At 45.7% G+C, this 25329-nt stretch carries 22 protein-coding genes; 7 read left to right on the plus strand and 15 right to left on the minus strand.

From position 1 onward, the window contains the following. Positions 1–76: 76 nt before the first annotated feature. Complete coding sequence (locus tag AB4512_RS03215; protein ID WP_372174405.1) at positions 77–2932, plus strand: FAD-binding and (Fe-S)-binding domain-containing protein; 2856 nt, start codon at positions 77–79, stop codon at positions 2930–2932. A gap of 121 nt (positions 2933–3053) precedes the next feature. Here AB4512_RS03215 and AB4512_RS03220 read toward each other — a convergent pair whose 3' ends face one another. From AB4512_RS03220 to AB4512_RS03250, 7 genes are all read right to left on the minus strand, one after another. Beyond that, positions 3054–3296, minus strand: coding sequence for a hypothetical protein (locus AB4512_RS03220; protein WP_372174407.1), 243 nt, complete (start codon positions 3294–3296; stop codon positions 3054–3056). Between the two features lie 152 nt (positions 3297–3448). After that, entirely contained in the window at positions 3449–5185 is a 1737-nt protein-coding gene (locus AB4512_RS03225; RefSeq protein ID WP_372174409.1) for an ABC transporter permease subunit, read from the minus strand. 4 nt (positions 5186–5189) lie between these two features. Further along, positions 5190–6719, minus strand: a complete 1530-nt coding sequence (locus AB4512_RS03230) for an ABC transporter substrate-binding protein (protein ID WP_372174411.1) — start codon at positions 6717–6719, stop codon at positions 5190–5192. Positions 6720–6767: 48 nt separating this feature from the next. Beyond that, positions 6768–7619: an ABC transporter ATP-binding protein gene (locus tag AB4512_RS03235; protein ID WP_017065049.1), complete on the minus strand. Its 852-nt coding sequence runs from the start codon at positions 7617–7619 to the stop codon at positions 6768–6770. Further along, positions 7616–8374, minus strand: a complete 759-nt coding sequence (locus tag AB4512_RS03240) for an ATP-binding cassette domain-containing protein (RefSeq protein WP_017068557.1) — start codon at positions 8372–8374, stop codon at positions 7616–7618. The genes AB4512_RS03235 and AB4512_RS03240 overlap by 4 nt, the downstream gene beginning before the upstream one ends. 220 nt (positions 8375–8594) lie before the next feature. Continuing rightward, the gene (locus tag AB4512_RS03245) at positions 8595–9932 is read right to left on the minus strand and encodes an MATE family efflux transporter (protein ID WP_017068556.1); all 1338 of its coding nucleotides are present in this window, start codon (positions 9930–9932) and stop codon (positions 8595–8597) included. Between the two features lie 209 nt (positions 9933–10141). Then, positions 10142–11011, minus strand: a complete 870-nt coding sequence (locus AB4512_RS03250) for a GyrI-like domain-containing protein (protein WP_029235574.1) — start codon at positions 11009–11011, stop codon at positions 10142–10144. Between the two features lie 115 nt (positions 11012–11126). Here AB4512_RS03250 and AB4512_RS03255 point away from each other — a divergent pair, with 115 nt between their 5' ends. The 4 genes from AB4512_RS03255 (at position 11127) to AB4512_RS03270 (ending at position 14606) form a co-directional block, all read left to right on the plus strand. Next, positions 11127–12275, plus strand: a complete 1149-nt coding sequence (locus AB4512_RS03255; RefSeq protein WP_372118783.1) for a PLP-dependent aminotransferase family protein — start codon at positions 11127–11129, stop codon at positions 12273–12275. Between the two features lie 261 nt (positions 12276–12536). Continuing rightward, positions 12537–13526 carry a rhodanese-related sulfurtransferase gene (locus AB4512_RS03260; protein ID WP_017065056.1) on the plus strand — a complete coding sequence of 330 codons (990 nt, stop codon included), beginning with the start codon at positions 12537–12539 and terminating at the stop codon, positions 13524–13526. Positions 13527–13727: 201 nt separating this feature from the next. After that, the gene (locus AB4512_RS03265) at positions 13728–13985 is read left to right on the plus strand and encodes a YdcH family protein (RefSeq protein WP_009846137.1); all 258 of its coding nucleotides are present in this window, start codon (positions 13728–13730) and stop codon (positions 13983–13985) included. Between the two features lie 96 nt (positions 13986–14081). Then, positions 14082–14606, plus strand: a complete 525-nt coding sequence (locus tag AB4512_RS03270; RefSeq protein ID WP_065583568.1) for an N-acetyltransferase — start codon at positions 14082–14084, stop codon at positions 14604–14606. On the opposite strand, the gene manA is transcribed toward AB4512_RS03270, so the two are convergent. From manA to AB4512_RS03300, 6 genes are all read right to left on the minus strand, one after another. Continuing rightward, complete coding sequence (gene manA, locus AB4512_RS03275; protein WP_372174414.1) at positions 14603–15808, minus strand: mannose-6-phosphate isomerase, class I; 1206 nt, start codon at positions 15806–15808, stop codon at positions 14603–14605. The genes AB4512_RS03270 and manA overlap by 4 nt on opposite strands. A gap of 291 nt (positions 15809–16099) precedes the next feature. After that, positions 16100–17440 carry an MFS transporter gene (locus tag AB4512_RS03280; RefSeq protein ID WP_372174416.1) on the minus strand — a complete coding sequence of 447 codons (1341 nt, stop codon included), beginning with the start codon at positions 17438–17440 and terminating at the stop codon, positions 16100–16102. Positions 17441–17448: 8 nt separating this feature from the next. Next, the gene (gene uhpB, locus AB4512_RS03285) at positions 17449–18945 is read right to left on the minus strand and encodes a signal transduction histidine-protein kinase/phosphatase UhpB (protein WP_102321385.1); all 1497 of its coding nucleotides are present in this window, start codon (positions 18943–18945) and stop codon (positions 17449–17451) included. After that, positions 18945–19553 (minus strand): transcriptional regulator UhpA, encoded by a 609-nt coding sequence (gene uhpA, locus AB4512_RS03290; RefSeq protein ID WP_017061545.1) that lies wholly within the window; start codon positions 19551–19553, stop codon positions 18945–18947. The genes uhpB and uhpA overlap by 1 nt, the downstream gene beginning before the upstream one ends. A 147-nt stretch (positions 19554–19700) precedes the next feature. After that, positions 19701–21095, minus strand: a complete 1395-nt coding sequence (uhpT, locus tag AB4512_RS03295) for a hexose-6-phosphate:phosphate antiporter (protein ID WP_017061544.1) — start codon at positions 21093–21095, stop codon at positions 19701–19703. A gap of 406 nt (positions 21096–21501) precedes the next feature. Further along, on the minus strand, positions 21502–21840 hold the full coding sequence (locus AB4512_RS03300; protein ID WP_017061543.1) for a DUF1840 domain-containing protein: 339 nt from the start codon (positions 21838–21840) through the stop codon (positions 21502–21504). A 315-nt stretch (positions 21841–22155) separates the two neighbouring features. On the opposite strand from AB4512_RS03300, the gene AB4512_RS03305 reads away from it, so the two are divergent. Continuing rightward, entirely contained in the window at positions 22156–23346 is a 1191-nt protein-coding gene (locus AB4512_RS03305) for a GGDEF domain-containing protein (RefSeq protein ID WP_372174434.1), read from the plus strand. 25 nt (positions 23347–23371) lie between these two features. Here AB4512_RS03305 and AB4512_RS03310 read toward each other — a convergent pair whose 3' ends face one another. Continuing rightward, entirely contained in the window at positions 23372–23656 is a 285-nt protein-coding gene (locus AB4512_RS03310; RefSeq protein ID WP_017061541.1) for a hypothetical protein, read from the minus strand. Between the two features lie 157 nt (positions 23657–23813). Between AB4512_RS03310 and AB4512_RS03315 the strand changes: the two genes are divergently transcribed. Continuing rightward, positions 23814–24686: a pirin family protein gene (locus AB4512_RS03315; RefSeq protein WP_372147731.1), complete on the plus strand. Its 873-nt coding sequence runs from the start codon at positions 23814–23816 to the stop codon at positions 24684–24686. Between the two features lie 231 nt (positions 24687–24917). Here AB4512_RS03315 and AB4512_RS03320 read toward each other — a convergent pair whose 3' ends face one another. Continuing rightward, entirely contained in the window at positions 24918–25199 is a 282-nt protein-coding gene (locus AB4512_RS03320) for a pyrimidine/purine nucleoside phosphorylase (protein WP_017057600.1), read from the minus strand. Positions 25200–25329: the final 130 nt, after the last annotated feature.

A 25329-nucleotide genomic window follows, 5' to 3' on the forward strand; every position in this document is an offset into this window, starting at 1 on the left:
CGTTTAAGCACTGGAAAATAAAATAAAAAAACAAAAAAGCAAATCAGTGCCAAATAAGAAGCACAAGGAAGCAAAGATGGAGACAAACACATCCCATGAGCGAGTAATCGACGCCAAAGCTTATCAGCAGCTTGAATCGATACTGGCTCAAAGAATAGAAACAGAACGCATTGTCACGCAAGAGGCAAAGCGCTTGGCTTACGGCACCGATGCGAGTTTCTATCGCTTGGTGCCGAAAATGGTTCTAAGGCTCAAGAACTTAGACGAAGTCATATTCACCATTCAAAGCTGTCGCGAACTCGGTATTCATTTTACCTTTCGCGCCGCGGGCACCAGCCTTTCAGGGCAAGCGGTTTCAGACTCGGTACTCATCACACTGACCGACGACTGGCGTGGCCATGAAATTGTCGATAACGGCAATCAGATCATCCTACAACCAGGGGTAATTGGCGCAGATGCCAACAAATACCTCGCCCCTTTCCAACGTAAAATCGGCCCAGACCCAGCCTCTATCAACACCTGTAAAATTGGCGGTATTGCCGCGAACAACGCCAGCGGTATGTGTTGTGGTACTGCGCAAAACTCCTATCGCACCGTCGAGAGCATGAAAATCGTATTGAGTGATGGTTCCCTGCTTGATACGGCAGATAACGCCAGCGTTGAAGCTTTCAAGCAATCACACAAAACGTTGTTTGAAGGCATTATTGATTTACACAGACAGACTAGCTCAAATCAAGAACTGGCAGACAGAATCCGCCACAAGTACCGTCTTAAAAACACCACCGGCTACGCGCTCAATGCATTGGTCGATTACCACGACCCAATTGAGATCATAAAACACCTGATGATTGGCTCAGAAGGCACACTAGGTTTCATTGCTGAGATTACCTATAACACGGTTATCGAACATCCAAACAAAGCCTCGACTCTGTTGGTGTTTGCTGACATAGAACAAGCCAGTAAAGCTGTGACTACGCTATCTAAAACTCCGGTTGCTGCTGTTGAGTTAATGGATGGCAGGGCGCTACGTTCTGTCGCGGATAAACCGGGTATGCCTGCGTTTATGCCAAACCTAGATTTAGAAGCGGCGGCTATTTTGGTGGAATCACACGCCAGCTCCCAGCAGGACTTAGATTTACAATGTAAATCAATTTTGGATGCATTGACTGAATACACAATTGTTGAATCAGTCCCTTTCACGTCCGATCCAAAGACAGTCGCAACTCTGTGGGGCATCCGAAAAGGCATGTTCCCAGCAGTTGGAGCCGTTCGTGAAGTTGGCACAACCGTTATCATCGAAGACGTGGCTTTCCCTGTCGAAAACCTCGCTAACGGTATTCGAGAGCTACAAGAGCTGTTCGACAAATACGACTACAGCGAAGCGATCATTTTTGGTCACGCCCTCGAAGGCAACCTGCACTTTGTATTTACTCAAGGCTTCGACAGTCAAACAGAAATCGATCGCTACGGCGGTTTCATGGACGATGTTGCCGAGCTGGTTGCGGTGAAATACCAAGGTTCTCTAAAAGCGGAACACGGCACGGGCCGAAACATGGCGCCTTATGTGGAATTGGAATGGGGCAAAGACGGCTATGCCTTGATGCAACAGATCAAAGCGCTGTTTGATCCAGAAAGACTGCTCAACCCCGGCGTTATCATCAACGACAACCCGAATTCACACATCACCAATTTGAAGCCAATGCCTGCTGCCGATGACCTTGTCGACCGCTGTATCGAGTGTGGCTTCTGTGAGCCTGTTTGTCCGTCTCGTACCTTAACTCTATCGCCACGCCAACGTATCGTGCTGTACCGCGAGTTACAACGCCGCCGAGCTGCGGGTGAAGAGATAGAAGCAAGCGAACTAGAGAAAACCTTTGAATACCAAGGCATTGATACCTGCGCCGCAACCGGCCTGTGTGCCGAACGTTGTCCAGTGGGAATCAACACCGGTGATTTGATTAAAAAGCTTCGTATTGCCAAATATGAGAAGTTCACACCAATTGCTAAGTGGACAGCGGATCATTTCTCGACCACTACAAAACTCACCAAGGCTGGCCTCAAAACCAACCAAGTAGCGAGCAAAGTATTAGGCGCAAATACTGTCGGCAAGCTAACTAACGGCTTGCGCTCTATCACCAAAGGCGCGACGCCTGTTTGGATGCCAGAGATGCCGCAGTCCAACAGTCACTCGCTTGCCTCATCACCCGTGACGGCAGAATCTTCAAGCAATCATAAGAAGGTGGTTTACCTCCCTTCCTGTGCCAGTCGAACCATGGGGCAACAAAGCGATGCGGGCGACCAACGTCCTCTTACTGAAGTGACCATGTCTTTGCTCAACAAGGCAGGATTCGAGGTAATTCTACCGAAGAAGCTAGATGACCAATGCTGTGGTATGCCTTACGACAGCAAAGGAATGACCGACTTAGCACAGTCGAAGGCTCAGCAGTTGGAAGAAGTGCTATGGCAAGCCAGTCGTCAGGGTGAATACCCAATATTGATGGATACCAGCCCATGTGCTAAACGCAGTATTGAACAGTTCACCAAGCCATTAGAGGTGTTAGAGCCAACAGGGTTTGTGAATCAATATTTGCTTGAACATCTGACGCTTGAGCCGCTACAAGAAACCGTGATGCTGCATGTCACGTGTAGCTCTCGTCGAATGGGCTTAGAAGGCGCGATGTTAAACCTTGCTAAAGCGTGTACCGAAGAGGTGATTGTTCCAGAGCATATTCAATGTTGTGGTTGGGCAGGTGACAAAGGCTTCACTACACCAGAGCTGAATGAGGCGGCGGTACACCCACTCAAGGAACAAGTGCCGAGCAACTGCACTCGTGGCTTTAGTAACAGCCGAACCTGTGAGATCGGTTTATCACACCACAGTGGCATTCCGTATCAATCAATCTTGTACTTGGTGGACGAAGTGGCGCAGTAGATCCACTCATACTGCGAGCAACGTGCTCTAGCTTAAAACGAAAAATGGCAGCCCAATCAGGCTGCCATTTGTTTATTCGATTTAAAACGTATTACCGAGCTAGATATTGCTGAGCTAGCGGCTACTGAGCTAAGCGCACCAACTCTTCTGGCGAGTAGTGTTCTGCTTCTGCGCCTTTGGCGATTAAGTCGATCACTTGGAACTCGTTCATGTCACCAAACTCTTTGGTTAAGTAATCACGGAACGCTTTCTCGTCCGGCCATTTGCCTCGCACGATATAGCCATCTTCTTTGTCAAAATCTTCCGTTTCAAAGAATGAAAAGTCAGTCATACCAATATTGTGGCAATACAAAACGAGATACATGTTGAATCCTTTACACTTAACTAGGGCCTGTTTAACTTTCGAGCCGATCAAAAAGCGTCTCTAAAAAGCAGGGCTAAGGTTACAACATAAATGCTAAATCGAATACCCAATCGGATCGTCAATTTAGAAACCTCAGCGACCGGATCTTTACGTTAGTCATCAAACATCATGTTAATGGCTGCACCCAACAAGATCAGCCCAACAATTGGCCCCATGACTGCTAATGGCGCGCGCTCAATGTATGGAAGGTTCTCTGCGATCATCAAACCCCATTCAGGTGTTGGTGGCTTTGCCCCTAATCCGATGAAGCTCAGCGAGGTCAGACTTAGAGTGATAACCGGTAGCCTCAACATCGCGTGTCTTAACAACGGTGGCAACACATACGGAAGCAAGTAGAAACGGAAGATTCTAAGCTTACTGGTGCCCCATAGTGGTGCGAGGTGTGTATAAGGTTGAGCCTTGGCTTCTACGATCAAGCTTGAGCAGTGTGCAGCTAGCGGCGCCCACGACACCAATACAATCGCGATTAATGCGCTGTTCGGATTCATCCCCGTTAAGCCTGCAACAAGTAAGCCTGCAATAATGTATGGGATACCCTTAGTGATCTCGATAAGGCCTTGGCTAAAGCGGGTGTTGAAACCCATGATGATGCCCGTCACCAAGCTCAAGAACGTTGCCAATATGCCGGCTTGGAAGGTCGCAATCATACCAGAACCAATTCTCGCCAGTAGGTCTCGACCAATGCCATCTGCGCCCAAAGGTGCTTGCCAACTCGGTGATGCCAAGCGTGCGAATTGGCTAGTGTATGGGTCTCGGAATGCAGCCCATACAACGATAGCAATTAGGAAAGAGAAGATCGCAATAGCAGTGACACGCTTTGCGCGGTTCTGGGTAAAACGAAACGAAGAGTGGCTACTGATGAGCTTGCCGCTTTTCAGGCTGTGGCCAAGAATCAATTGCTGAACAAACAAGCTCATGCTGCTCACGGCAATTGAAAATAGCAGCAACACCAATAAGCCGCCTTGCAGCGTTGGTAAGTCTTGCGCCTTGGCTGCACCAAGAATCATGCGCCCGATACCAGGGATCGAGAAGATAAGCTCAACCGCGACTGCGCCACCAGTTAAGCCAATCACGATCATCGCGATTTGCGGGATCAGACTGCTCAGCGCTCTTTTCAGCGCAAAGCGAATAATTTGATTGGAATGAACGTTGGCACTGAGCCAAGTGATCACCCAAGGTTCATTGAGAACGCGTTGTAAACTGTCTCTGAGTAGGCGACTAAACAAGCCACTTGCAGGCAGTGCAAGCGCTAAGCTCGGTAGCCATATGTCTTGCCAACCTTGCCAACCATACGGTGGTAGCCAACCTAACCAGATAGAGAACACCAATATTAATACCGAGGCCACCACATACTCTGGTAACGATATTAATACGGTGCTTAAACTGCTGTAACTCTGCCCTAGTTTGCCCTTCTTCCAACTGCGTAAGGTAGCAAGTAAGCCTGCACCACACAGTACGAAAGTCATCACAAGTGCGCTAGACATCAAGAACAGAGACGTAGATGCTGTTTTTTGAATGCTTAATGCAACCGAGGAACCATCAATCCATGATTCACCTAGATCACCTGAAAAAGCACTTCCTACCCAGTCGAGCAGGCGCTCAATGGCTGAACGGTCAAGCTGAAGATCAGCGCGTACCGCCGCTAAAGCTTCAGGCGTAAGCAGGTGTTGTTGCCCCGCCCTAGCCCGCAGAATAGATTGGCTTGGATCGATGCCTGCAATGTCAGGCATCAAACCAACAAGAATCACCACCACAATCAGTGAGGCGATTCTTGATAGCCAAGGCGTCAAGATAAATAGAGTTCGACGCAGAGTCTCAGCAGATAACATTTATTTAGTTAGCCTGTGTTGCCGGGTTAACTTGTGTCGTTTTTTTGACCTGTGTAGTTTGGTCAACCAAGCGACGTTCACTTGGGTCACGAACGACATTGCTTACACGCTCACTTTCACCTTGAATCACACGTTCGTGAAGCAGCGGGATAACCGCGAAATCGTTAAGGATTTTTTGTTCAGCTTCGATGATCGCTTGCTGACGCAGCGCACCTAGCGGTTGTAGGTCAGCGTGATTCAGTGCTTTATCTACCTCTTGAGAACAGAACTGGCCAAGGTTGAATGAACCCTTACAACCAAAGTCGCTCATCATGTAAGCCACTGGGTCACCCGAATCTAGAACCGTTGCACGAGAAAGGATAAACGCGTCGAACTTACCAGATAGCGCATCGTTCTCGATCTGAGCGTATTCACGAATATCCAGCTCAACCTTGAAACCAGCCGCTTCAAGTTGTTGCTTCAGTAGCGCTGCCACTTCTGGAAGCTCTGCACGGTCGGTAAAGGTACCGATAACAATACTTTCACCGTTTGCTTTTAGCGTTTTGTCGATTGCTTGACCTTCAGGTCGGATCGGCTCAGCCCAAGCAAGTGCAGGACCTAATAGGCCTTGTGCGATGTCCGCGTGGTTTTCATAAACAGTATTCACGATTTGCTCACGGTCTACCGCAGCCGCCGCTACCTTACGCAAGTTAATATCGCTGAATACGCCTGACTTGTTATTTAAGTAAAGCGTATTGGTACGAGGCATCGCCACTTCATAAAGTAGGTTCGGATCAATGGTCGCGATTTGTGAAACGGGTACTGCTTCAACGATGTCTGCTGTACCTGTTCTTAGAGCTGCAGCGCGAGCAAAACCGTTAGGGACGTATTCTGCAATCACAGATTCAACTTGCGCTTTTTCACCCCAGTAGCCATCGAAACGTTTTAGCTTCGCGCTGGTTGTACCGTTAATTTCAGTCAACTCAAACGGGCCCGTACCAGCACCCATTGGGCTAACACGGCCATCTTCTTGGTAAGCACTTGCTGCAAGAATCGCTAATTGAGGGCTTGATAAACGGCTTGGTAAAAGAGGGTCATCAAAGCTGGTCTTGATCTCTACGCGGTAGTTGTCCATCGCTTTCACTTCGAGATCGACACCATCTAGAATGCGTGGCTTAGGTGCAGCCTCAAGCGCTTTCTGCAAAGAGTTCACCACGGATTCTGCTGTTAATGTAGAGCCATCGTGGAATTTAACGCCTTGGCGAATCGTGAACTGCCAAGTCAGAGGATCAAGATGTTTCCAATCAGTCGCTAGCATTGGTTCTGCTTCTGAGGTTGGGCTCAAGTTCACTAACGTTTCAGCTGTGCTCCAACGAGATAACTTAAAAGCGTCATCAGAAAGTGGCGATAAACCCGTTCTTGGTGGTTGCATCATCGCAACTCGAATTTCAGATTTTACTGCGGCATCGCTAGACCCTGGTTGAGAGTCAAAACAGCCCGTCAAAGGCAGAGCCAACGCAAGCGTGCAAGCCAGTTTGATTGAATTAAAACGCATAATTATTTTTTCTCTGTAGCTGTATTTTTTTAATAAATAAGGTTGTGTTTAACAAGTAGATTTCGAAAGAGGCTGAGACTCGATCAGCATCTGAGTCGCAGGATGAGCAGGTTTACTCATCACTTGATCGGTCGGTCCGTGCTCCACCATTTCACCATGGTCGAGTACCAGTATTTCTTCACAAAGGGCTTTTGCGGCACCTAAATCGTGAGTAACCAAAATAAGGCGCATATCGCGCTTCTTTTTTAATGAATTAACCAAGTCCAACAACCTTTGGCGATTCACTGGGTCAAGGCTGGCAGTAGGTTCATCGGCCACCAGCACTGCGGGTCTAACGACAAGAGCCCGAGCAATAGCCACACGTTGAGCTTGACCTGTAGAAAGCTGATTAGGTTTCAGTAAGAGCAAACTGGCAGGCAATCCAACGTCTGAAAGCGCCTCTTCAATGATGGCTTCATGATTACCCGAAACATCTAAGTTACTTAGAGGTTCGGCTAAGATCTGTCGAACGGTATAGTAAGGGTTGAGGCTAGTGTGGGGCTCTTGAGGCACCAATTGAATCAAGCGACACACCGTTGCTTGCGCTTTGCTATCGCGAATTGGGAGCGAATAACCGAACAAGTTTATTTGACCAACGGTTGGCGCTTTAAGGCCAAATAGCAGTTCAATTAACGTTGATTTACCGGCACCAGAACGCCCAACAATTGCTAGGCTTTTGTCTTCAACATTAAGGTCTATGTTCTGTAGCGCTTTGAACGCTTTACCACCCAACCAACTTGGTACGGAGTAGTAGTGAACACTCACATTGTCGAACTTAATCTCTATCGGTGTTTGTGTTTCTGAATCAGTCACTGGCATTAATGGCGAGGCTTCTGAGTTTAGTGATAAGGTCGAGCTCATTCGATTAAGTCTCTCAATGAACAGCAGAAAGCGTGAGAGCTCGACTCAAGTGCATGTTTCGGTGCACCGTAAGCCACCACACCGCCATCATCGATGACCAACAACTTGTCACACGCCAACGCGCTATGCAGGTCATGGGTGATGAGTAAACCACCAATTTGACGCTGTTTAACATTGTGTCGAATCAGCTTAAGTATCTCTTGCTCTGTCACGGGATCTAACGCACTGGTTGGTTCATCGGCGATGATAATATCGGCGTTACTCAGCAAGCCAATCGCAATACAAACACGTTGGCGTTGCCCGCCCGAAATTTGGCTCGGGTACAACGGCAAGATGGTTTCTGGATTAGGAAAACCAAGTTGATTCAGCAACTCGGTAATTTGAATTTTTTCTTTTGATTTAAGCTTAGTGCGAGTTCCCGTCAAGGCAAGGCAGAGTTGACCTTCTATTGAAACCAGAGGGTTCAAAGCTTGAAGCGCATCTTGGAAGATAACTGCGGGGCGCTGTGTGGCAGTTCTTTGCAGCATAGGCAAACCACATACCGCTTCACCAGACAGAGAAATATGACCTTCAACCTCGACCGTCTCTGGCAGAAACCCGGCAATAGCGCGAGAAAGCATCGACTTACCAATGCCTGACGGTCCCATGATCGCCAACAGCTCACCGTGATAAACATCGAAGTGGATATCTTGGAAAAGGGTTCTCGAAGAGGTTTTGATCGTTAGGTGGTCAACAGACAAAAGTGGGGCGTTCACGCAGATACTCACAGATAGATGTTATAACATAACAACATTATCATTTAGCTGAGGCGATGAAAAGCGGACATTGAACTGTATCGCGTTTTACTTACAATTTTATTGACCATTTATAGTGAGTCATTACATACAAAAAAGCGCTCACCAAATTTATCGTATAAAAATAGTAAAGCGCTTTCATAAAATATTAATAATGTATTAAAGATGGCAATTAGACAGCTTAGTTAATGGCACCCTGTACTGCATCTTTGACTGGGTAACACTTCTGCTTAACTTGTGCGATGAACGGATACAGGAACGCAATACGCCCAAGATAGAACAGAGTAAACGCAAGCCACAAACCATGATTGCCCCAAATATCGATGGTGAATGCCTGTACCGCTAAGAATACCAACAAAGTCACGATGCTTGAGTCTCTAACCGGACGCGTGGTTCCCGTTCCGGTAAAGATGCCGTAAACCGTTAAGCCAAAGCCAGCCACTAGCGGGAACACAATCAGCCACGGGGCCATCTCTTGATACAAGGTAACCAGCGCTGGAATATCGGTAAACAAGAAAACAATCATGTCTTTGAATATCAGGGTTAAAAGCGTCAGCGCAGCAATGAAACCTGCCGTCCATTGGAAGTTAAGCCTTAATACTCGATCCAACATTGAAGGATTCTTCTGTCCCACCGCTTTACCCGCAAATACACTTGATGCGTTGGCAATGCCGTCAAACATGTAACTGACTATGAAAGTCACCTGCATCAAGATCGCGTTAGCCGCTAGAACATCGGTACCCAGTTTAGAGCCAGTACGCGCCATCATGTTGAAGAACACCAAGATACAAATGGTGCGAAGCAATAGATCAGTATTCGAAGAGATGATTGTCGATAGGTCTTTCTTGGTCATCTTCGAGCCTTGCAGGAACTCAGAGACCGAGATATTGCTGGTCTTCATCACCAAGGTCACACCAATCGCAAAGGTGGTAACTTGTGCAATCAAACTTGCGTAAGCCACACCTGCGACACCCAAATCGAAATAAAGTACAAACACCGCATCCAAGACAATGTTCAACACATTACCAAACACTTGTGTATAAAGAACGTCTTTGGCTTTCGCCTGTCCCATTAACCAACCAATAATGGTGTAGTTAAGCAACACGAAAGGCGCGCCATAAATCAAAATACTGAAGTAGATATGCGCGTGCTCGGCTACATTGGCTTCAGGCTCTATCACCCACATTGCGCCTTGCCAGATGAGTGGTTGTATCAAGATAAAGATCAAACCCACTAAACCAGACAGCACAAACGGACGCATCAAGCTACCCGCCAAATCAGTGCGGTTTCCCTTACCCAGTGCCATCGCACTTTGGCCCGTGGTACTGACACGGAAAAAACCAAACAACCAATACATGGTGTTCATAATGATGGTGCCGATCGCTACGCCACCAATCAATTCAGCAATACCAAGTTGGCCAATAACAGCGGTATCCACAGCACCTAACAGAGGTTGTGTCACCGTTGAGATGATGAAAGGGAAAGCGATTTTCAGATAATCTTTGTGGGTAATGGTCATATTCTATCGAGTGATATTAAGAACTATTTGCAATTAGAACGAAATGCTATCGTTTAATCCGTACGTTGTCATCATTTACTTAGAGTAGATTATCAACAAAGCATCTTTATCTTAGGCCAACTGCATAAAATCGTTAGCTGCTATTGGTTGTGCTAATTTGTCTCAACAAAAGATCAAAGTCTGGTTCAACAAAACAGCACAACCATCGATTAGTAAAAGCTCACGGGAAGGTAGAAATCGAGTTCGAACACTTCATCGGTGTTGAGAAAATGATTCTGATGATAATGCACATACGCGGGAGTCGAGCGCTGTTTGAAACCAGATGTGGGTAGCCACTTTTCTAACACCATACTGATCTGTGGTAGCAGTTCTCCATAGCGGCCATTTAGTCGAAACACAGCGTGTAAGCCGCCCGGAATCACCATCTGATTAACTACGCTACGATACTTAATCGGCTCATCAATCGCGATACACGCGACATAACGACACTGATCCATTTCAACCCAAGCAGGGTTTGAGTGATGCAAACCAAATTGGCTCGAAAAATCACGCTGTTCGGAATTCGCCCACGCTTTCAATATCAACCACGCATTGCGAATAGAGCGGTTATAACCCGTATGTCGAACATAGGCCGCCATGCGTTCAGGCACTTCAACGATCTTGGGTTCGGGCAATACTCGCTGCGCCACATTCAAATAGCCCGCCGCCACTTCGGAATCTTTCAAATAGGGTTTTTCTGCTACTTGTAAATCGTGTTTACGCCACTCGCCCGGAGACATATTAAAGGTCGCTTTAAATGCTCGACTAAACGAAGACACCGAGCTAAAGCCACATTTATGGGCGATCTCGACCACTGACGAGCTGGTATCAAACATCAATTGGTTGGCTGCATACTCCATTCGAGTGCGTCGGATATATTGATGCAACGACTCCCCGACCACGCTTTTAAAGGTGCGATGAAAGTGCTGTTCTGAATAGGCCGCTATCTCAGATAACTCTTTGGCAGACAAAGGCTGACTGATGTCTTGGTGAATATGGAACAGGACATCATTGATTCGCGATATGTGTTGACGTGACATCGTTTAAATAGCATAAATGGACATGTTTAAGAGCATAAACGGACACGCTAGTTTTTACAATTGCCGTGTAATATCAAGCGATAGAATAAAAACGATAAACGACGAGACACAACACATGGAAATCGCACAGTCATTACAACAGATTCAATCTTCATACATTCGAGAAATTCTCGCGGCCGCAAGCGATCCAAATGTCATTTCATTGGCCGGTGGTTTGCCAGATGAGAAAACGTTCCCTATTGATTTAATGAAGCCAACGTTAGAAGACCTAGCGAACATGCCGGAAGTTTTCCAATATGGGTCGACTGCTGGTTATGGCCCTTTGCTTGAGCACCTAACGCAAAGCTACCAATTGCCAGAGTCACACACGGCAATGATTTGTACTGGCTCTCAGCAAGGTTTGGATTTGATTGCGCGTGCGTATGTCGACCCAGGTGATGTGGTTGTCATGGAAGCGCCAAGCTACTTAGGTGCGATGCAGGTGTTTGGCCTAGTTCAAGCAAACATTGCGACCGTGTCTCAAACCGAATTTGGGCCGAATCTAGATGAATTGGAAACATGCTTTGCACAGCAAGCGCCAAAAATGTTCTACGCGGTGCCTGATTTTCACAACCCAACCGGTGTGTGCTGGGCAACAGAAACTCGTCAAAAAGTCGCTGAGCTGTGTATCAAATACAACGTGGCATTCATTGAAGATGCACCATATCGTGAGCTGCGTTTCACAGGTACAGAACTGCCGTTGGTTTCTTCGTTCTGCCCTGATAACTCTATCGTTCTTCGTTCATTCTCTAAGATTGCATCGCCAGGTCTACGTATTGGCGCGGTAACAGGTAAACGCAGCTACCTTGAACCACTGATCAAAGTGAAGCAAGGCGCTGACTTACACTCAAGTGTACCCATGCAAGCACTGCTTGTTGGTCTTCTAAAACATGAAGACTTTGGCGTACACATGGAGAACATTCGCACCCTGTACAAGTCTCGTTATGAAGTGCTGTTCTCAGAGCTAGAGAAACAACTGCCTGCAGATTGCGTGTTAAAAGCCGTCGATGGCGGGATGTTCATTTGGGTTGAGATCCCAGAGTGCGACACCTTCGAATTGGCTAAAACTCTATTATCGAATGGTGTGGCGGTTGTACCAAGCCCAGTATTTTATCCAAAGGCTGATGAAGCAAAAGCTGCACTGCGCTTAAACTTCACTAACGCTAAACCAGAAGAGCTGACTGAAGCGGTGAAACGCTTAGCGGAAGTACTTAACCAAGCGTAATCGCTGATTAAGTAAGACAGATTCAACACCAAGCCCTGCTGTATTTGTACAGCAGGGCTTTTTCGTTCCTCAAACCATAAATCCACAATAAAAAAGGCGTTATATAGCCCTACGTTTGGTTGGTTTTTGTCCCGCACCGCCTTGGTTATACTGCGGCTGATTTTAATAAGCCAACAGACTGAGCTGAGTTGAAATACTAAGTTTTGATCTGAATAGGCAACCGCTCTGGATTTACGTTCCAGCTCGCAGAAAGGAAAAACCATGTCTCAATATGTTGTATGTGCTCTGTATAAATTCGTAGCACTTGATGATTACCAAGAAATTCGCCAGCCACTAACCGACGTGTTAGAAGCCAACCAAATCCGCGGTACTTTGTTACTTGCGAGTGAAGGCATCAACGGTACCGTTGCAGGTAAGCGCGAATCTATCGACGCCCTTCTTCAATGGTTCAAACAAGATTCTCGCTTGGCTGATGTTGTTTACAAAGAGTCGTTCAACGAAGAACAACCATTCAACCGCACCAAGGTTAAGCTTAAGAAAGAGATCGTAACCATGGGCGTTGAGGGCATCGACCCACGCCACGTTGTCGGCACTTACGTGAAACCAAACGAATGGAACGCATTGATCTCTGATCCTGATGTGATTCTGGTTGATACTCGTAACGACTACGAAGTGGACATCGGCACCTTCAAAAATGCTGTAAACCCAAACACAGAAACCTTCCGTGAATTCCCTCAATACGTTGAAGACAACCTTGATCCTAAGAAGCACAAGAAAGTTGCGATGTTCTGTACTGGCGGTATTCGTTGCGAAAAATCAACAGCCTACATGAAAGAGCAAGGCTTTGATGAGGTTTATCACCTTGAAGGCGGCATTCTTAAGTACCTAGAAGAGGTACCTGAAGAAGAGAGTATGTGGGAAGGCGACTGCTACGTATTTGATGGCCGAGTTGCAGTAAACCACCAGCTAGAAAAGAGCGGTTACGATGTGTGTAACGCGTGTCGCCTGCCAATCACTGACGAAGACAAAGCCTCTAAACACTTCGAGAAAGGCGTAAGCTGCCCTAAGTGTATTGATAAGCACAGCGACGAGCAGAAAGCCCGTTTCCGTGAACGTGAAAAGCAAGTTCAACTGTCGAATGCTCGTGGCGAAACCCACGTAGGCGGCGAAGCTGCTCACCTTATCGAGCAACGCAAAAAAGAGAAGCTTGCACACAAAGAGCAGCAACGCTCTGGTAAGAAAGCAAAGTAAACTTTCTGCTTTAAACTCTTATAGTTCTAAACATATAACTATAAATAGTTAGCTATATACATACAAAAGGGCGCAAGTTCGAGGATAATCCTACGAGTTTACGCCCTTTTTTGATCGCTTTACGGCTTTGTGTTTTGAACCACATTTCTTTCGAAAAATTACTTCTATACTGTTAATAATTCGACTAGAGAGGAAGTGCCAATGCTCAATGAAAACCATGCCTTTATCTTAGATTTCCCAGATCTTAAATTAGACATTGTTCAGCTCAACCACGACGACGAAAAATTCAAAGCAGACATGCAGAAATACCACCAACTCGACTACGACATCCGTCAGCTAGAAATCTCTGGCAGCCCTATCGATGACGACAGCATGCACAACCTCAAAGTAGAACGCATGGAGCTCAAAGACTCGCTACACAAACAGCTCACGCGCCATCACGCGCTTAAGATCGTATAGAAAAATCAATCCAAGACTTTATTCTTAGCCATGCATCACGCATGGCTTTTTGGTTTGATCACTTCGCAAATCTAAGCTAATTCGGCTTCTTCAATTATGTTACTGTTTGCTTATTCAAAGGCGTTTGATAAGGAAGCGGTAAAAGTGGCAATGAAAGAAGAGAACATACAACTCCAACTCGCTTCAAATTCTGAATTCGATGAACTGTTTGCGTGTGTTAAACAAGGTATCTTCATACACGTAGATAGCGTTTTCGGCTGGGATGACGACTTTCAACGTCAACGACTTTTAAACGAATACCATCCATCTTGGTTTCATTGGGTATATCGCGAAAATAAAAGAGTGGGGCTCGCCTGCTTTAAACCTTATGACAACGCATACCATATTCATTTGCTGATCATTTTCCCCCAGTACCAAGGTCGTTCGCTTGGCAAGCAAGTCATGACTCTCATACATAAAAAAGCTATGGCAGAGCAACTTAGTCAAGTCACTCTATCGAGTTTTAAAAGTAATGCTCGTGCTATTAACTTTTATCAATCGCTTGGCTATCACGTTGTTGATGAAGGAGATGATGATTTTGTGGGGATGGAGCTCAATCTATACCACAAACACCATCTCTAATTAAACGCCCTAGCCACTCGCCCATTACTGCTCAGTACATAATGACCAATATAAGCCGGGATAAATACCGATTGCCCTTTCGTAAGGGTTAAGTGCTCACCTCTTTGGCTCACTAGCGTTAAATCATCATCTATTGCCATCAAAATTTCAGCACCGCTTGTGATCACTTCTTCTTGCTGAGGGCGATGAAAGATATTGAAATCAAAATCACTGACAGGAATATCATAACTATCACATTGACCCAGTTTTGAGGGCGCTAACAACAAGCGTTCAAACGGGATCGGTTTGAACTCTGTACAGGCAACCAACTCGGCGACATCAATGTGCTTTGGCGTTAAACCTGCTCGCAAAACGTTGTCTGAATTGGCCATAATCTCGAGCCCAGTCCCCTTGATGTATGCGTGCGGAGTGTTTGCATTCAAATACATCGCTTCACCCGGCCGTAGTGTGATCAAGTTAAGCAGCAGAACGCAAAACAAACCGATATCATTCGGGTACTGGTGGCTAAGCTCAGTAACCAAAGCAAACTCAGATTGACCTTGGTGAGCGGCTGCGTAAGCCAGAAGTTGCTCTAATGCTCGGTGTTTACGTTGGTCGTCCAGAGTTAATAAATCACGGGAAAACGCCTCTAAACCTAGAGAATCAAGGTGGTTGCCAAACTCTTCAACTAAACCAGCCAGCTCGCTCGAATTCAACTTTCTGAACAACCCTAATATTTCATCGAATTCTCGAAAGCCATTCATTGCTTGATATTCAGTGATCGCGTAAACCAATTCAGGTTTGTGGTTAGAGTCTTTGTAATTACGATGTCCTGCAGTCAGAGGGATTCCTGCTTGCTCCTCTCTTGCAAAGCCAACCTCTGCTTGGCGCTTGTTTGGGTGAACCTGAACAGACAGCGCTTTTTCTGCTGCCAAGATCTTAAACAAGAAAGGTAACTCACCAAACTCCTGCGCAATATCGCTTGATAGATAAGCGGGTTTGTTCTTGTTAATCAGCTCAGATAGAGGCACCAAATGTTGACCCAGCTTGACCATTGAGCAGCCCTTCGGATGCGCTCCCATCCAAACTTCCGCTTGCGGATCTTGTGACTCATTCTTAAAGCCAAACAGTTCACGTATCGAAGAAATGCTCCCCCATGCATAATTTTGGATGGTGTTTTCCATTGGGAAAAATGAGTGTTCTGAGAGGTGGCTGAGTGACATGGCGTTTTCCGTAGTGAGCCCTTTGAACACAATTCAGAGAGCTGATTTCTAATAACGTAAATAATTAGAAAGACTACAGAGCTCGGCTAGAACCCACATGAGATGAGGTCTTAGACGCAATAGGAAAAATTCTTAGAAACAGGTGAGACCGATGAAAAGCGTGAAAATAGTCACATTTGAATATCACAAGTAGAAAGCGCTGAGAATAAGATAGCGGCTTGTATCGCACTGATTACAGCAGCGATACAAGCATCTGAATACAAACACTAGTGACTATCTTGTTATCGTTCCTTAAAAACCAGAGCGAGCTTCTGCACTTTTCTGAGGTGATTGAGCTTGTAGGAAAGGCAGTAACAGCAAGCCAATAACGGCCGCACAAGTAGAGATGGTAATGAAGAACCCACTCCAGCCGTAAGCTTCTAGAACGAGCGCTAATGGGTAACCAGAAAGTGCTGCTCCCATATAAGCAAACAAGCCAACAAAACCTGTCGCCGCCCCGGCAGAGTCTTTATGTGAACATTCCGCCGCCGCCATGCCAATAAGCATTTGAGGGCCAAAAACAAAAAAGCCAACGCAGAATAGCCCAGCCGCTTGAAACACAAAGTTGGTTAAAGGCATAAGCCATAAAGCCGAAACCGAAAGGAAGATGCCAATCGCAAACAAGATGTTCATTGGACCGCGGTTGCCACCAAACAACCTATCCGATCCCCACCCAGCAACAAGTGAACCAACAAAACCTCCTATCTCGAACAGAGACAAGGCAGCGTTGGCGTTTATCAAACTGTAATCGTGTTCTTCGGTGAGGTATAAATTGCCCCAGTCGTTAACTGCCGTTCTTACGATGTAAACCAACACATAGCTAAAAGCGAGCAACCAAATGTACTTATTGCTGAACACATAGGTTTTTAGGATTTCTCGATAGCTTAACCCTTGCCCATGGCTCTCTTGCGCTAATTCTAGATGGTCACTGCGCCACTTCCCTACCGTCGGAAGTCCCATGGTGGTGGGCTTGTCACGTAAGCGCCAGCAGACAATAAGACCGATAAAAACACCAATCACACCCGGCCAGATAAACCCAGCTCGCCAACTGAACTGCAGCGTTAGATAACCCACAAGAATAGGGATAAGCGCTCCACCAACGTTGTGCGCTGTATTCCAGATTGCCCAGCGAAAGCCTCTTTCGGAGCGAGAATACCAAGTCGTCAATAACTTGGAACACGATGGCCAGCCCCAACCTTGGAACCATGCATTCAGTACCCATAGCGAGATAAAAGCCGCTAACGAACTCGAAAAGCCAAACGCGATGTTTATCAGACCAGTCGCGATTAGGCCAAGCCCCATGAAGTAACGAGGGTTCGACCGATCCGATATCGTGCCTGAGATAAATTTCGATAAGCCATAAGAAAGATAAAAGAGCGTGCCAATTAAGCCGATATCACCTTTGTCCAAACCAAGATCGGTGATCATTGCAGGCGCAGCGTAATTAAAGGTTTTACGAGTGAAGTAAAAACCAGCATAGCCGACATACATACCTATCATGATATGGAGGCGCCAGTAGCGATAACTCTGATTGACTTCATCATCTGTTAGAGCATGACTGTTTGACGTTGTTGAGCGCAGAAATCCAAACATATTCGTTCTCACACTTTGGGTAATGTAACGCTGATATTGGTACCCGAAGATGAGCCATTAGCGTTGATTGTCATCTTGCCGCCAAGCGCCTGAACACGCTCTTGCATACCGCGAACACCCATTCCTTTGAGAAGATCTTGCGCTGTAAAACCAACGCCATTATCTGTGATCCGAAGGTCAGCTTGGTCGCCTAAAATCAGTTCAATTTTAATCTCGCTCGCGTTGGCGTATTTAGAGGCGTTGTTTAGAGATTCTTGGCACAGCCTGAAGATAGTGACCTTAAGCGTGTCACTCAAACACGAGTAATCACCTTGCCAATTTAACTGGATATCAACGCCGTGATCCGAAAACTCCATCTCTCGAATTAGCTGTTCCACGGAATCTTTTAGGTCCAGATCGTCCAACATCTTAGGTCTTAGTTTTGTAAGTAGACGTTTGGTGGTGTCATAAACATTCAAAGATAATGACTCAATGGTACCCGCACAGCGAACGCTCATCTCAGCGGCATCGACGCGTTTAATAATGCTCGCCTGAGTCCGAATTGCCGTGATGTTCTGGCCAATTTCATCATGCAGTTCACGCGCAATATCACGACGAACCGACTCTTCAGCGGTCACTAACTGACGTGAAAGGTTTTGATTTCTAGAGAGTTCACTTCGCAATTTGGAGTTGAGATCTTTCTGCTTTTGAACCGCTAAACCAAGCAATATACCTGTGATGGTTTGAGCAGATAGAGACAAGAGCAAGTCGGTAATTTCGAGTTTGGACGTTCCACTATGAGCAGCAATCAGCGCGACACTATTTAGCATTGTTGCAAGCAGAGCGCCTTGCCATCCGTAACGAACGGCCAGCAAGATAATAGGGATCGCCATACAGAATGGGGCAAAGCGCCTTAGCTCATCAGGCAAACTGGTTTGTATCAAAATACTGGCGACCAACAAGACGCTATATAAAGCGATGTGACGGATTTTGAACTCTACAACATTATGGATTAAGTAAGAGCCCAGTGGTGACCACTTGTTTTGGAATAGATAGTTCCAGACTAGATAACACATCGGCACCAGCATCAGTCCGCCAGTAATACTCACCAACCACACCATGTAAACAGCCGGAACATGAGAACCCACAACGGCAACATTAATGAATGCTGTGACCATGATTAAGCTCGCCATCACTAACAAGTGACGATTCTGGTCACCAGAATAATAACGCTTGGCAATTAGCGTGGCAGGAATACTCAATCCACTGGCGATGAGTATCGTCAGCCATTGAGGTTCATCAAGTAGCAGAGCTAAAGCGATCGCAAGCCCCCACTCGGCAATATAGATAGCAGGCCAATAGTGAGTGCGAGTGTGCAGCGTCATTCCCAATCGAAGTGAAAACGGGAAAAGCAGAATGGCTAACTCAGGGTCATTAATAAAATAGAAGGCAATAACCCACAAACAGAACCATGCACAACCAGCCATAAAAACCCCACACAGGGAGGTGGCTAGGTAAGAACGCATTAATACTGGTCTTGTGTAAACAATTTAGCTAACTCGACGTTGTTCTTAACATTGAGTTTGTCCATCGCATTGGCACGGTGTACATGCACCGTTTTATGGCTAACCCCTAGCTCTACGGCAATAGATTTTACATCGAGCCCTGTCGCCAATAACTGACACACTTCGCTTTCTCTGCGGGTGAGCTGATTTAAAGAGGCTTTATTCTTCATGGGCGTCGCAAGCTTTATGGCGATATCGGGCGTGAGATAACAGCCACCATTTGCGCTCGTGTGTACGGCTTGGATTAACTCATCAGGGCTACAGCGCTTGCTGAGATAACCTTTGGCTCCTAACTCTAATGACTTCTCAACCATCGCCGGCGAGTCATGAACGCTCAACATGATGCTGGCAATGCCAGATGGAATCTCTTCCAATAAGCTCAGGCCACTTTCGTCTTGCATTGAGATATCTAAGATCACGACATCAGGGTGACAACTTGGCAATCCTAGGCGCGCTTCTGCCGCAGAGTTGAATTCCCCCACGACCGTAATATCAGCTTCAAGACTGAGTAATTGAGCAAAGCCAGATCGAACAATGACGTGGTCATCAACAAGCGCAACATTAATCATGATATTAACCAAAATTAAGAGTAAGAAAGAAAAATAGCCCCAACAGGAGCTATCTAAAATTAAGTTTATTAATAGAGATGATACTGAATCGAACTAACGATTGGTATGATCTCACGTGCTTTAAACCAATAAAGCACGTGAGACTCGCTACGCGTTTTGAGACGCTAAGTGTATTTTCTTAGCGTGGCGAATCTTCTTCTCTTCCGCAACCGCAACGAATAGCAGTAACACGATACAAATGGCAGCTGACGTATCAAGCGCTGCGAACGTGCCTTTCCAACCCGTTAAGCCAAAAATAGGTGTGCCGTCTGCAATCATACCTAGGCCAAGTTTGGCAAAGCTGTCACCAATTAAGTAAGCAAATGTACCTTTCACGCCATCCGCAACGCTGATTGCTTTCTTAGGCACGAAACCTACTGCAGCAACACCAATCAGCAACTGAGGACCAAATACTAGGAAACCAAGCACAAACAGTGATGCTAGGTACATGAACTCACTGGTTGCATGCTGGTAGAACTCTAGCGAAACGATAATCAGGCCAAGCGATACACAAGCAACCAAAGCACGGCGTCCGTTCGCAAGGTCTGACAGATAACCCCACATTAACGTACCGACCAGTGCACCAACCTCAAACAGAGTGAAGCCTGAAATCGCGGTTTCTTTTGATAGACCTAGCTCTTGATACGCATAAACGGTAGACCATTGATCGATACCGATACGAACAATGTATAAGAAGATATTCGCGAAGCAGAGCAACCAGATCACTTTGTTTTTCAGGATGTATTCAACAAAGATCTCTTTCTTAGTCATTTGATTTTCTTCAGCAGCCGTATCTTCTTCGCTGACTTCTTCATCAAACAACTCTTCAACCGTACCTAGACCATAGGCTTCTGGAGAGTCATTACCAAAGCGCATACCAATAAAGCCAACCACAATCGCAATGATTGATGGGAACACGAACATACCGATCACGTTGCCATCAAAAAGGTAGTTAGCACCGAACAGAGCAACACCAGCGGCACCTGCGCCACCCACGTTGTGCGACATATTCCAAAGGCCTAAATAAGAACCACGCTTGTTACGAGGCGTCCATTTAGTGATGGTCGAGTAGCTTGAAGGACCGCCGGTACTTTGGAAGAAACCACTCAACGCATAGAAGGCAACCATCAAGAATAAGCTAGCACTGCCACCGCCCATACTGAAGCTGAAGCCCAACATAGCGATACCAGAAAGGACAAGCATGAATGGCAGGAACTGCTTGGTGTTTTTACCATCGGCATAATAGGAAACGACGGTTTTACCGATACCGTAAGTGATAGAGAAACCCAGACCGATAAGACCTAGATCCGTCATCGATAATCCATAAGTAGAAATCATGTCGTTTTGCGCGACATTGAAGTTCTTACGGATCAAATACATGGTTAGATAACCAATGAACACGACGAGGTAAGATTGTAGGAATGGTTTAAACCACATTTTTCTTCTAGTTTCGACCGGAAGATCCAGCGTCGGTTTTCGAACCTGATCTAGGAACTTTAACATTGTGAACTCTCTTATTTTTTGTGAGGTCTGCACGGCATAATTGCGGCCATACATTGTTTGTTAGTTGACCGTGAAATAATAAGGAGTCTAAAAATCGACCGCATGAGAGAGGGTCTTAGAATAACTAGGAAAAATTCTTAGTTCAGAATTGGGAGTCAAGAAAGCGTGAACAGCATCACTTTGTTTACGGTCTGTTATGGATTGATATTACGATAACAAAAGTCACTCATTTCAGGGCCGACGAACCTTGTAAATAAACAGAAACGAGTGGATTACTTCACTAAAAAAACACCAGTATCGGTTCATCACCATAAAACTCCATGGTCATGGTGTGTCCGATACTGGTTCAGCATTCATTCTGATTAAAATAGATTCAATAGGCTTGTTACGTTTCGCGTGAATCGTACTACAGTCGCTTGCCGCTACCGTCTTCCCACATTACTTCACATTCATCTTTGATGGCAGCTTTTAATAATTCAACCAGTGGGAACGCTCGACTACCGATATTAACAGGCGCTTCAACCACCTCTTCTTCATTGTCGTCATCAGTATTTTCATGCTCTACGGACTTGCTCTGCTCTGCTGCAATAGCAGCACGTAGATTATCCAGAGCTTGAGGAACCTCTGAAGCATCCATAGCACCTGGGATGGAGCCGCTATGCCCAAGCATCTTGATGAACTGGAGGCCGACTTCACCAAACATCGTGACACTAGCATGAGCTTTACAACTAAAGGTAATTAACATAATGAGCCTTTCTTAATTTTGGTCGTTTACAAACTATGTGGAGTAACTCTCTGGAAAGCAAGTAGATAAACATCAAACAACGGTTACAAGTTTGATGCTTAAATCTAATCTTCTAGAGATGACCAGCACCATCGGTGATATACATCACTATTTGGAATTGATTGAACAGCCTTTCATATGAAACCTTGATAGTAGTCACACTAAATAGACATCTAAGCCTCTGCATAGCTTGTTATTTAATCTACTATTAACACCATTATCAAAAACTTTGGCACAGATCACATGAAAAGGCTCGTCGGCAGGCACCTAGAAGAAATGGCGGACATACGATCCACCCGCAAGCAAAAAATTGTCCACTCCTTTTCACTGACTGCCGCTGCGTTATTCATTTTCTATACTTGGGCTTACTTCGAAGGCGAGCATTACACGCTGTCAATATTCGAATTGTGCTTCGCCATCATTGCCATTTCTAACGCTTTATATGTAAGAAAAGTCATCAATCCTGAGTATTCCGAATTGATTCTGAGTGGTGTTCTTCTAGTTCAGGGCGTCATCCTATTCTTGTACAGTCACGCCATCCCAGATCGCATCCTCTGGCTCTACCCAATTCTGGCCGCGGTCATTTTCATTAATGATTTCAGAATTGGCATAATCTTCAGCACCTCGTTTTGCCTGTTCATCAGCACCTTGATTACAGCAATGCCCAACAATTTTTCTTTACCATTTAACAGCACACACAGATTTTTCCTTAGCTTATTTACCATGAGCTTGGTGTGCCACACATCCGCCTATTACTACACAAAAGCCGTCAGTTATATTCAACGCCTGTATAAAGAAGGCATTGAAGATCTCGCTTACAGAGATCAGTTAACCGGCTTGGCAAACCGTTGGAGCTTTGAACGCTGGGCGACAGAAAAACTAGCCACCGTGGATAGTGAGCGATCACTTACGGCATTGGTCTTTTTGGATATAGATGACTTTAAAGGCATTAACGACAGCTACGGGCACGATGTGGGAGACAGTGTCTTACAGCATTTTGCCAATCGCTTGAGCAACAACATTCGAACCAGAGACAGAAAAAGCCATGAATACGATTATTCCATCGCGCGCTTTGCTGGAGACGAGTTTGTTCTGATGCTCTACGATGTACCCTCTCGTAAAGATCTAGACGGTATTTTAGATAGGATTTGCGGGCTGTTCGAAAGTGGTTGCCAGACAAACGAGAGAATCAAGGAATTGACGTTAAGTGTTGGGGTTGCTTTGTATCCGCAAGATGCCCAAGAATTACATGAGCTGACGAGATGTGCTGATAAAGCGATGTATGTTGCCAAGCATTCAGGAAAAAACCGATATGCTTATTATCACGACAACCCAGTATCGACCCTGATAGAAGAACTACCAACGAGCCTTGTTAGCTCAGCACCGGATTCATCTGAACTTGAAGATTGCTTTGAAGCGAAGATCGAAGGGAACAATGTTACGCTATTAAAAACGCGCCAACGCTAGCCATTCCTATAACGGAGCGGCGCTGCTAACCTGCAAGGTACATAAGCCAAAGACTCACTAACCCGATCATAATAATCCATATGACTTGACGTGTTCGGTTTGGGTTATTCCCTTTAGGTCGCCTCACCACGGTTTTAAAAGCGGCTTGCTTAGCTGACTGAATAAACGGCGCTTCTATCTCACGTTTTTTCACGCGGCGTTTAACTGCGCTGTTTGCAACCTCTGTAAAGCGCTGGCTTTGCTCCGTTGTAAAGTCGTTATCAAAACCTATCCGACCATGCCTTTCGCCATGTTTTTGCTGAACTGCCATAGCGGCCTCCTTGGCGATATACTCTCTATTGAGTATAGACATAATTTCATATTGTTACCTGTTCAAGATTTTCGAATAAGTCACTCAACGCTGTGCCATCTTCTTTTTAAATCAAATTACATAAACTACAGCTATTCAAGTTTATGAGGGTTTCAAAATGACGAATGTAAGAGCAGTAGATCATGTGATTGCAGCGCATGCCACCTCAGACGGTGATGGTGTCAAAATCCAACGACTTACGGGTTTTAATAACACGCGCTTCTCTCCATTTTTGATGATTGATGAACTTAAATCGGATGAAAGCAAAGACTATGTTGGCGGCTTTCCTCCACACCCTCACCGTGGAATAGAAACGCTCACTTACATGCTCCAAGGTCATTTCCAACACAAAGACCATATGGGGAATGTTGGAGAGCTGCGCAGCGGTGGCGCACAGTGGATGGCTGCAGGCCGTGGTGTCATTCACAGCGAAATGCCAATGATGGAAGAAGGCGCGCTGCATGGTTTTCAGATTTGGATAAACCAACCTGCGGCACACAAAATGCAGCCAGCGCAATATCACGACTTCCAAAATGAAAGCATCGCGGAACATCAAAGTGAACAAAGTGGTTTGTTGAGAGTGATTGCCGGAGGGTTTGAACTGCACAACCAAACAGACGATGGTTCAGAGGCTTTACGATCGCAGGGGCCATTACAGAAAACAGGTGTGCCGTTAAGCGTTGCGGATTGGCGCTCTCATTCTGGGCAAAAAGTTACGTTAGGGACTAATGTTAATCATAATGCCATGACTTACGTGTACCGAGGCAGTATTAAGATCGGCGACAAAGTGATCAACCAAGGTCAACTTGCCCTGCTTACCAAAGCTGACTTGCTGTCTTTGGGTAGCTTGGAAGATTCAGGGGTACTGATTTTTTCCGGTGAACCGATTAATGAACCTGTTGTTCACTATGGTCCGTTTGTCATGAACTCGATGGAAGAGATTGAACAGACAATTCAAGACTACAACAACGGTGTGTTTGAGACTTACTGATGTCTTGGCTATGAGCTTTGAGCTTTGAGCTTTGAGCTTTGAAGATTGAAGATTGAAGATTGAAGAGATTTTGCAACGAACAACGATTTGGTCATCCATTTGATGACTACAAAAACAAGTGACACTATCCACTGCCGGTTACTATCACTTATTTAACCACGCTCCTAGAGCGTGGTTTTTTCTATTCAAGCAGAGACAAACGATGCCCTGATTGAACAAATTTAGACCTGATTACAAGTACTCACACAGGTAAGCCGTCGCTTCTTTTACCTGTAGGTCGAATGAAGAGTCACCCGCAACGTCAAAAGACTCACCAGATTGGTATGTCGTCCAATCATCATCGCCAACACGCTTTACAATCAAAGCACCTTTAACAACGGTCATCTTTTCTGGAGCTGCAGTACCAAACGTGTACTCACCAGCCGCCATGACACCAACACTCACATCAGCACCAGACTGGTTAAACGCTAACGACTTAACGCCACCTTCAAAGTATGTATTTTCTTTAATCATTGTACTTCCTTGTTATCTTCAAATTGCACTTATTGAGCTCACCGAGTAAGCCTATGCGTAAATTTAGGTGATAATTGTTTTAACCAATTCGAGACTTTCCTACAAGAAATAAATACGCATAGCTTAAGCA

The organism is Vibrio sp. 10N.222.52.B7 (genome assembly GCF_041474275.1).
Classification (GTDB): Bacteria; Pseudomonadota; Gammaproteobacteria; order Enterobacterales; family Vibrionaceae; genus Vibrio; species Vibrio crassostreae_C.

Excerpts from the sequence above, each read along its gene's own strand:
- manA (WP_372174414.1), bottom strand. The coding sequence starts at position 15,808 with ATGTCACTCAGCCACCTCTCAGAACACTCATTTTTCCCAATGGAAAAC.
- AB4512_RS03225 (WP_372174409.1), bottom strand. The coding sequence starts at position 5,185 with ATGTTATCTGCTGAGACTCTGCGTCGAACTCTATTTATCTTGACGCCT.
- AB4512_RS03320 (WP_017057600.1), bottom strand. The coding sequence starts at position 25,199 with ATGATTAAAGAAAATACATACTTTGAAGGTGGCGTTAAGTCGTTAGCG.
- AB4512_RS03265 (WP_009846137.1), top strand. The coding sequence starts at position 13,728 with ATGCTCAATGAAAACCATGCCTTTATCTTAGATTTCCCAGATCTTAAA.
- AB4512_RS03305 (WP_372174434.1), top strand. The coding sequence starts at position 22,156 with ATGGCGGACATACGATCCACCCGCAAGCAAAAAATTGTCCACTCCTTT.
- AB4512_RS03270 (WP_065583568.1), top strand. The coding sequence starts at position 14,082 with ATGTTACTGTTTGCTTATTCAAAGGCGTTTGATAAGGAAGCGGTAAAA.
- AB4512_RS03310 (WP_017061541.1), bottom strand. The coding sequence starts at position 23,656 with ATGGCAGTTCAGCAAAAACATGGCGAAAGGCATGGTCGGATAGGTTTT.
- uhpB (WP_102321385.1), bottom strand. The coding sequence starts at position 18,945 with ATGCGTTCTTACCTAGCCACCTCCCTGTGTGGGGTTTTTATGGCTGGT.
- uhpT (WP_017061544.1), bottom strand. The coding sequence starts at position 21,095 with ATGTTAAAGTTCCTAGATCAGGTTCGAAAACCGACGCTGGATCTTCCG.
- AB4512_RS03220 (WP_372174407.1), bottom strand. The coding sequence starts at position 3,296 with ATGTATCTCGTTTTGTATTGCCACAATATTGGTATGACTGACTTTTCA.
- AB4512_RS03300 (WP_017061543.1), bottom strand. The coding sequence starts at position 21,840 with ATGTTAATTACCTTTAGTTGTAAAGCTCATGCTAGTGTCACGATGTTT.
- AB4512_RS03315 (WP_372147731.1), top strand. The coding sequence starts at position 23,814 with ATGACGAATGTAAGAGCAGTAGATCATGTGATTGCAGCGCATGCCACC.
- AB4512_RS03235 (WP_017065049.1), bottom strand. The coding sequence starts at position 7,619 with ATGAGCTCGACCTTATCACTAAACTCAGAAGCCTCGCCATTAATGCCA.
- AB4512_RS03245 (WP_017068556.1), bottom strand. The coding sequence starts at position 9,932 with ATGACCATTACCCACAAAGATTATCTGAAAATCGCTTTCCCTTTCATC.
- AB4512_RS03230 (WP_372174411.1), bottom strand. The coding sequence starts at position 6,719 with ATGCGTTTTAATTCAATCAAACTGGCTTGCACGCTTGCGTTGGCTCTG.
- AB4512_RS03280 (WP_372174416.1), bottom strand. The coding sequence starts at position 17,440 with ATGTTTGGATTTCTGCGCTCAACAACGTCAAACAGTCATGCTCTAACA.
- AB4512_RS03260 (WP_017065056.1), top strand. The coding sequence starts at position 12,537 with ATGTCTCAATATGTTGTATGTGCTCTGTATAAATTCGTAGCACTTGAT.
- uhpA (WP_017061545.1), bottom strand. The coding sequence starts at position 19,553 with ATGATTAATGTTGCGCTTGTTGATGACCACGTCATTGTTCGATCTGGC.
- AB4512_RS03215 (WP_372174405.1), top strand. The coding sequence starts at position 77 with ATGGAGACAAACACATCCCATGAGCGAGTAATCGACGCCAAAGCTTAT.
- AB4512_RS03250 (WP_029235574.1), bottom strand. The coding sequence starts at position 11,011 with ATGTCACGTCAACACATATCGCGAATCAATGATGTCCTGTTCCATATT.
- AB4512_RS03255 (WP_372118783.1), top strand. The coding sequence starts at position 11,127 with ATGGAAATCGCACAGTCATTACAACAGATTCAATCTTCATACATTCGA.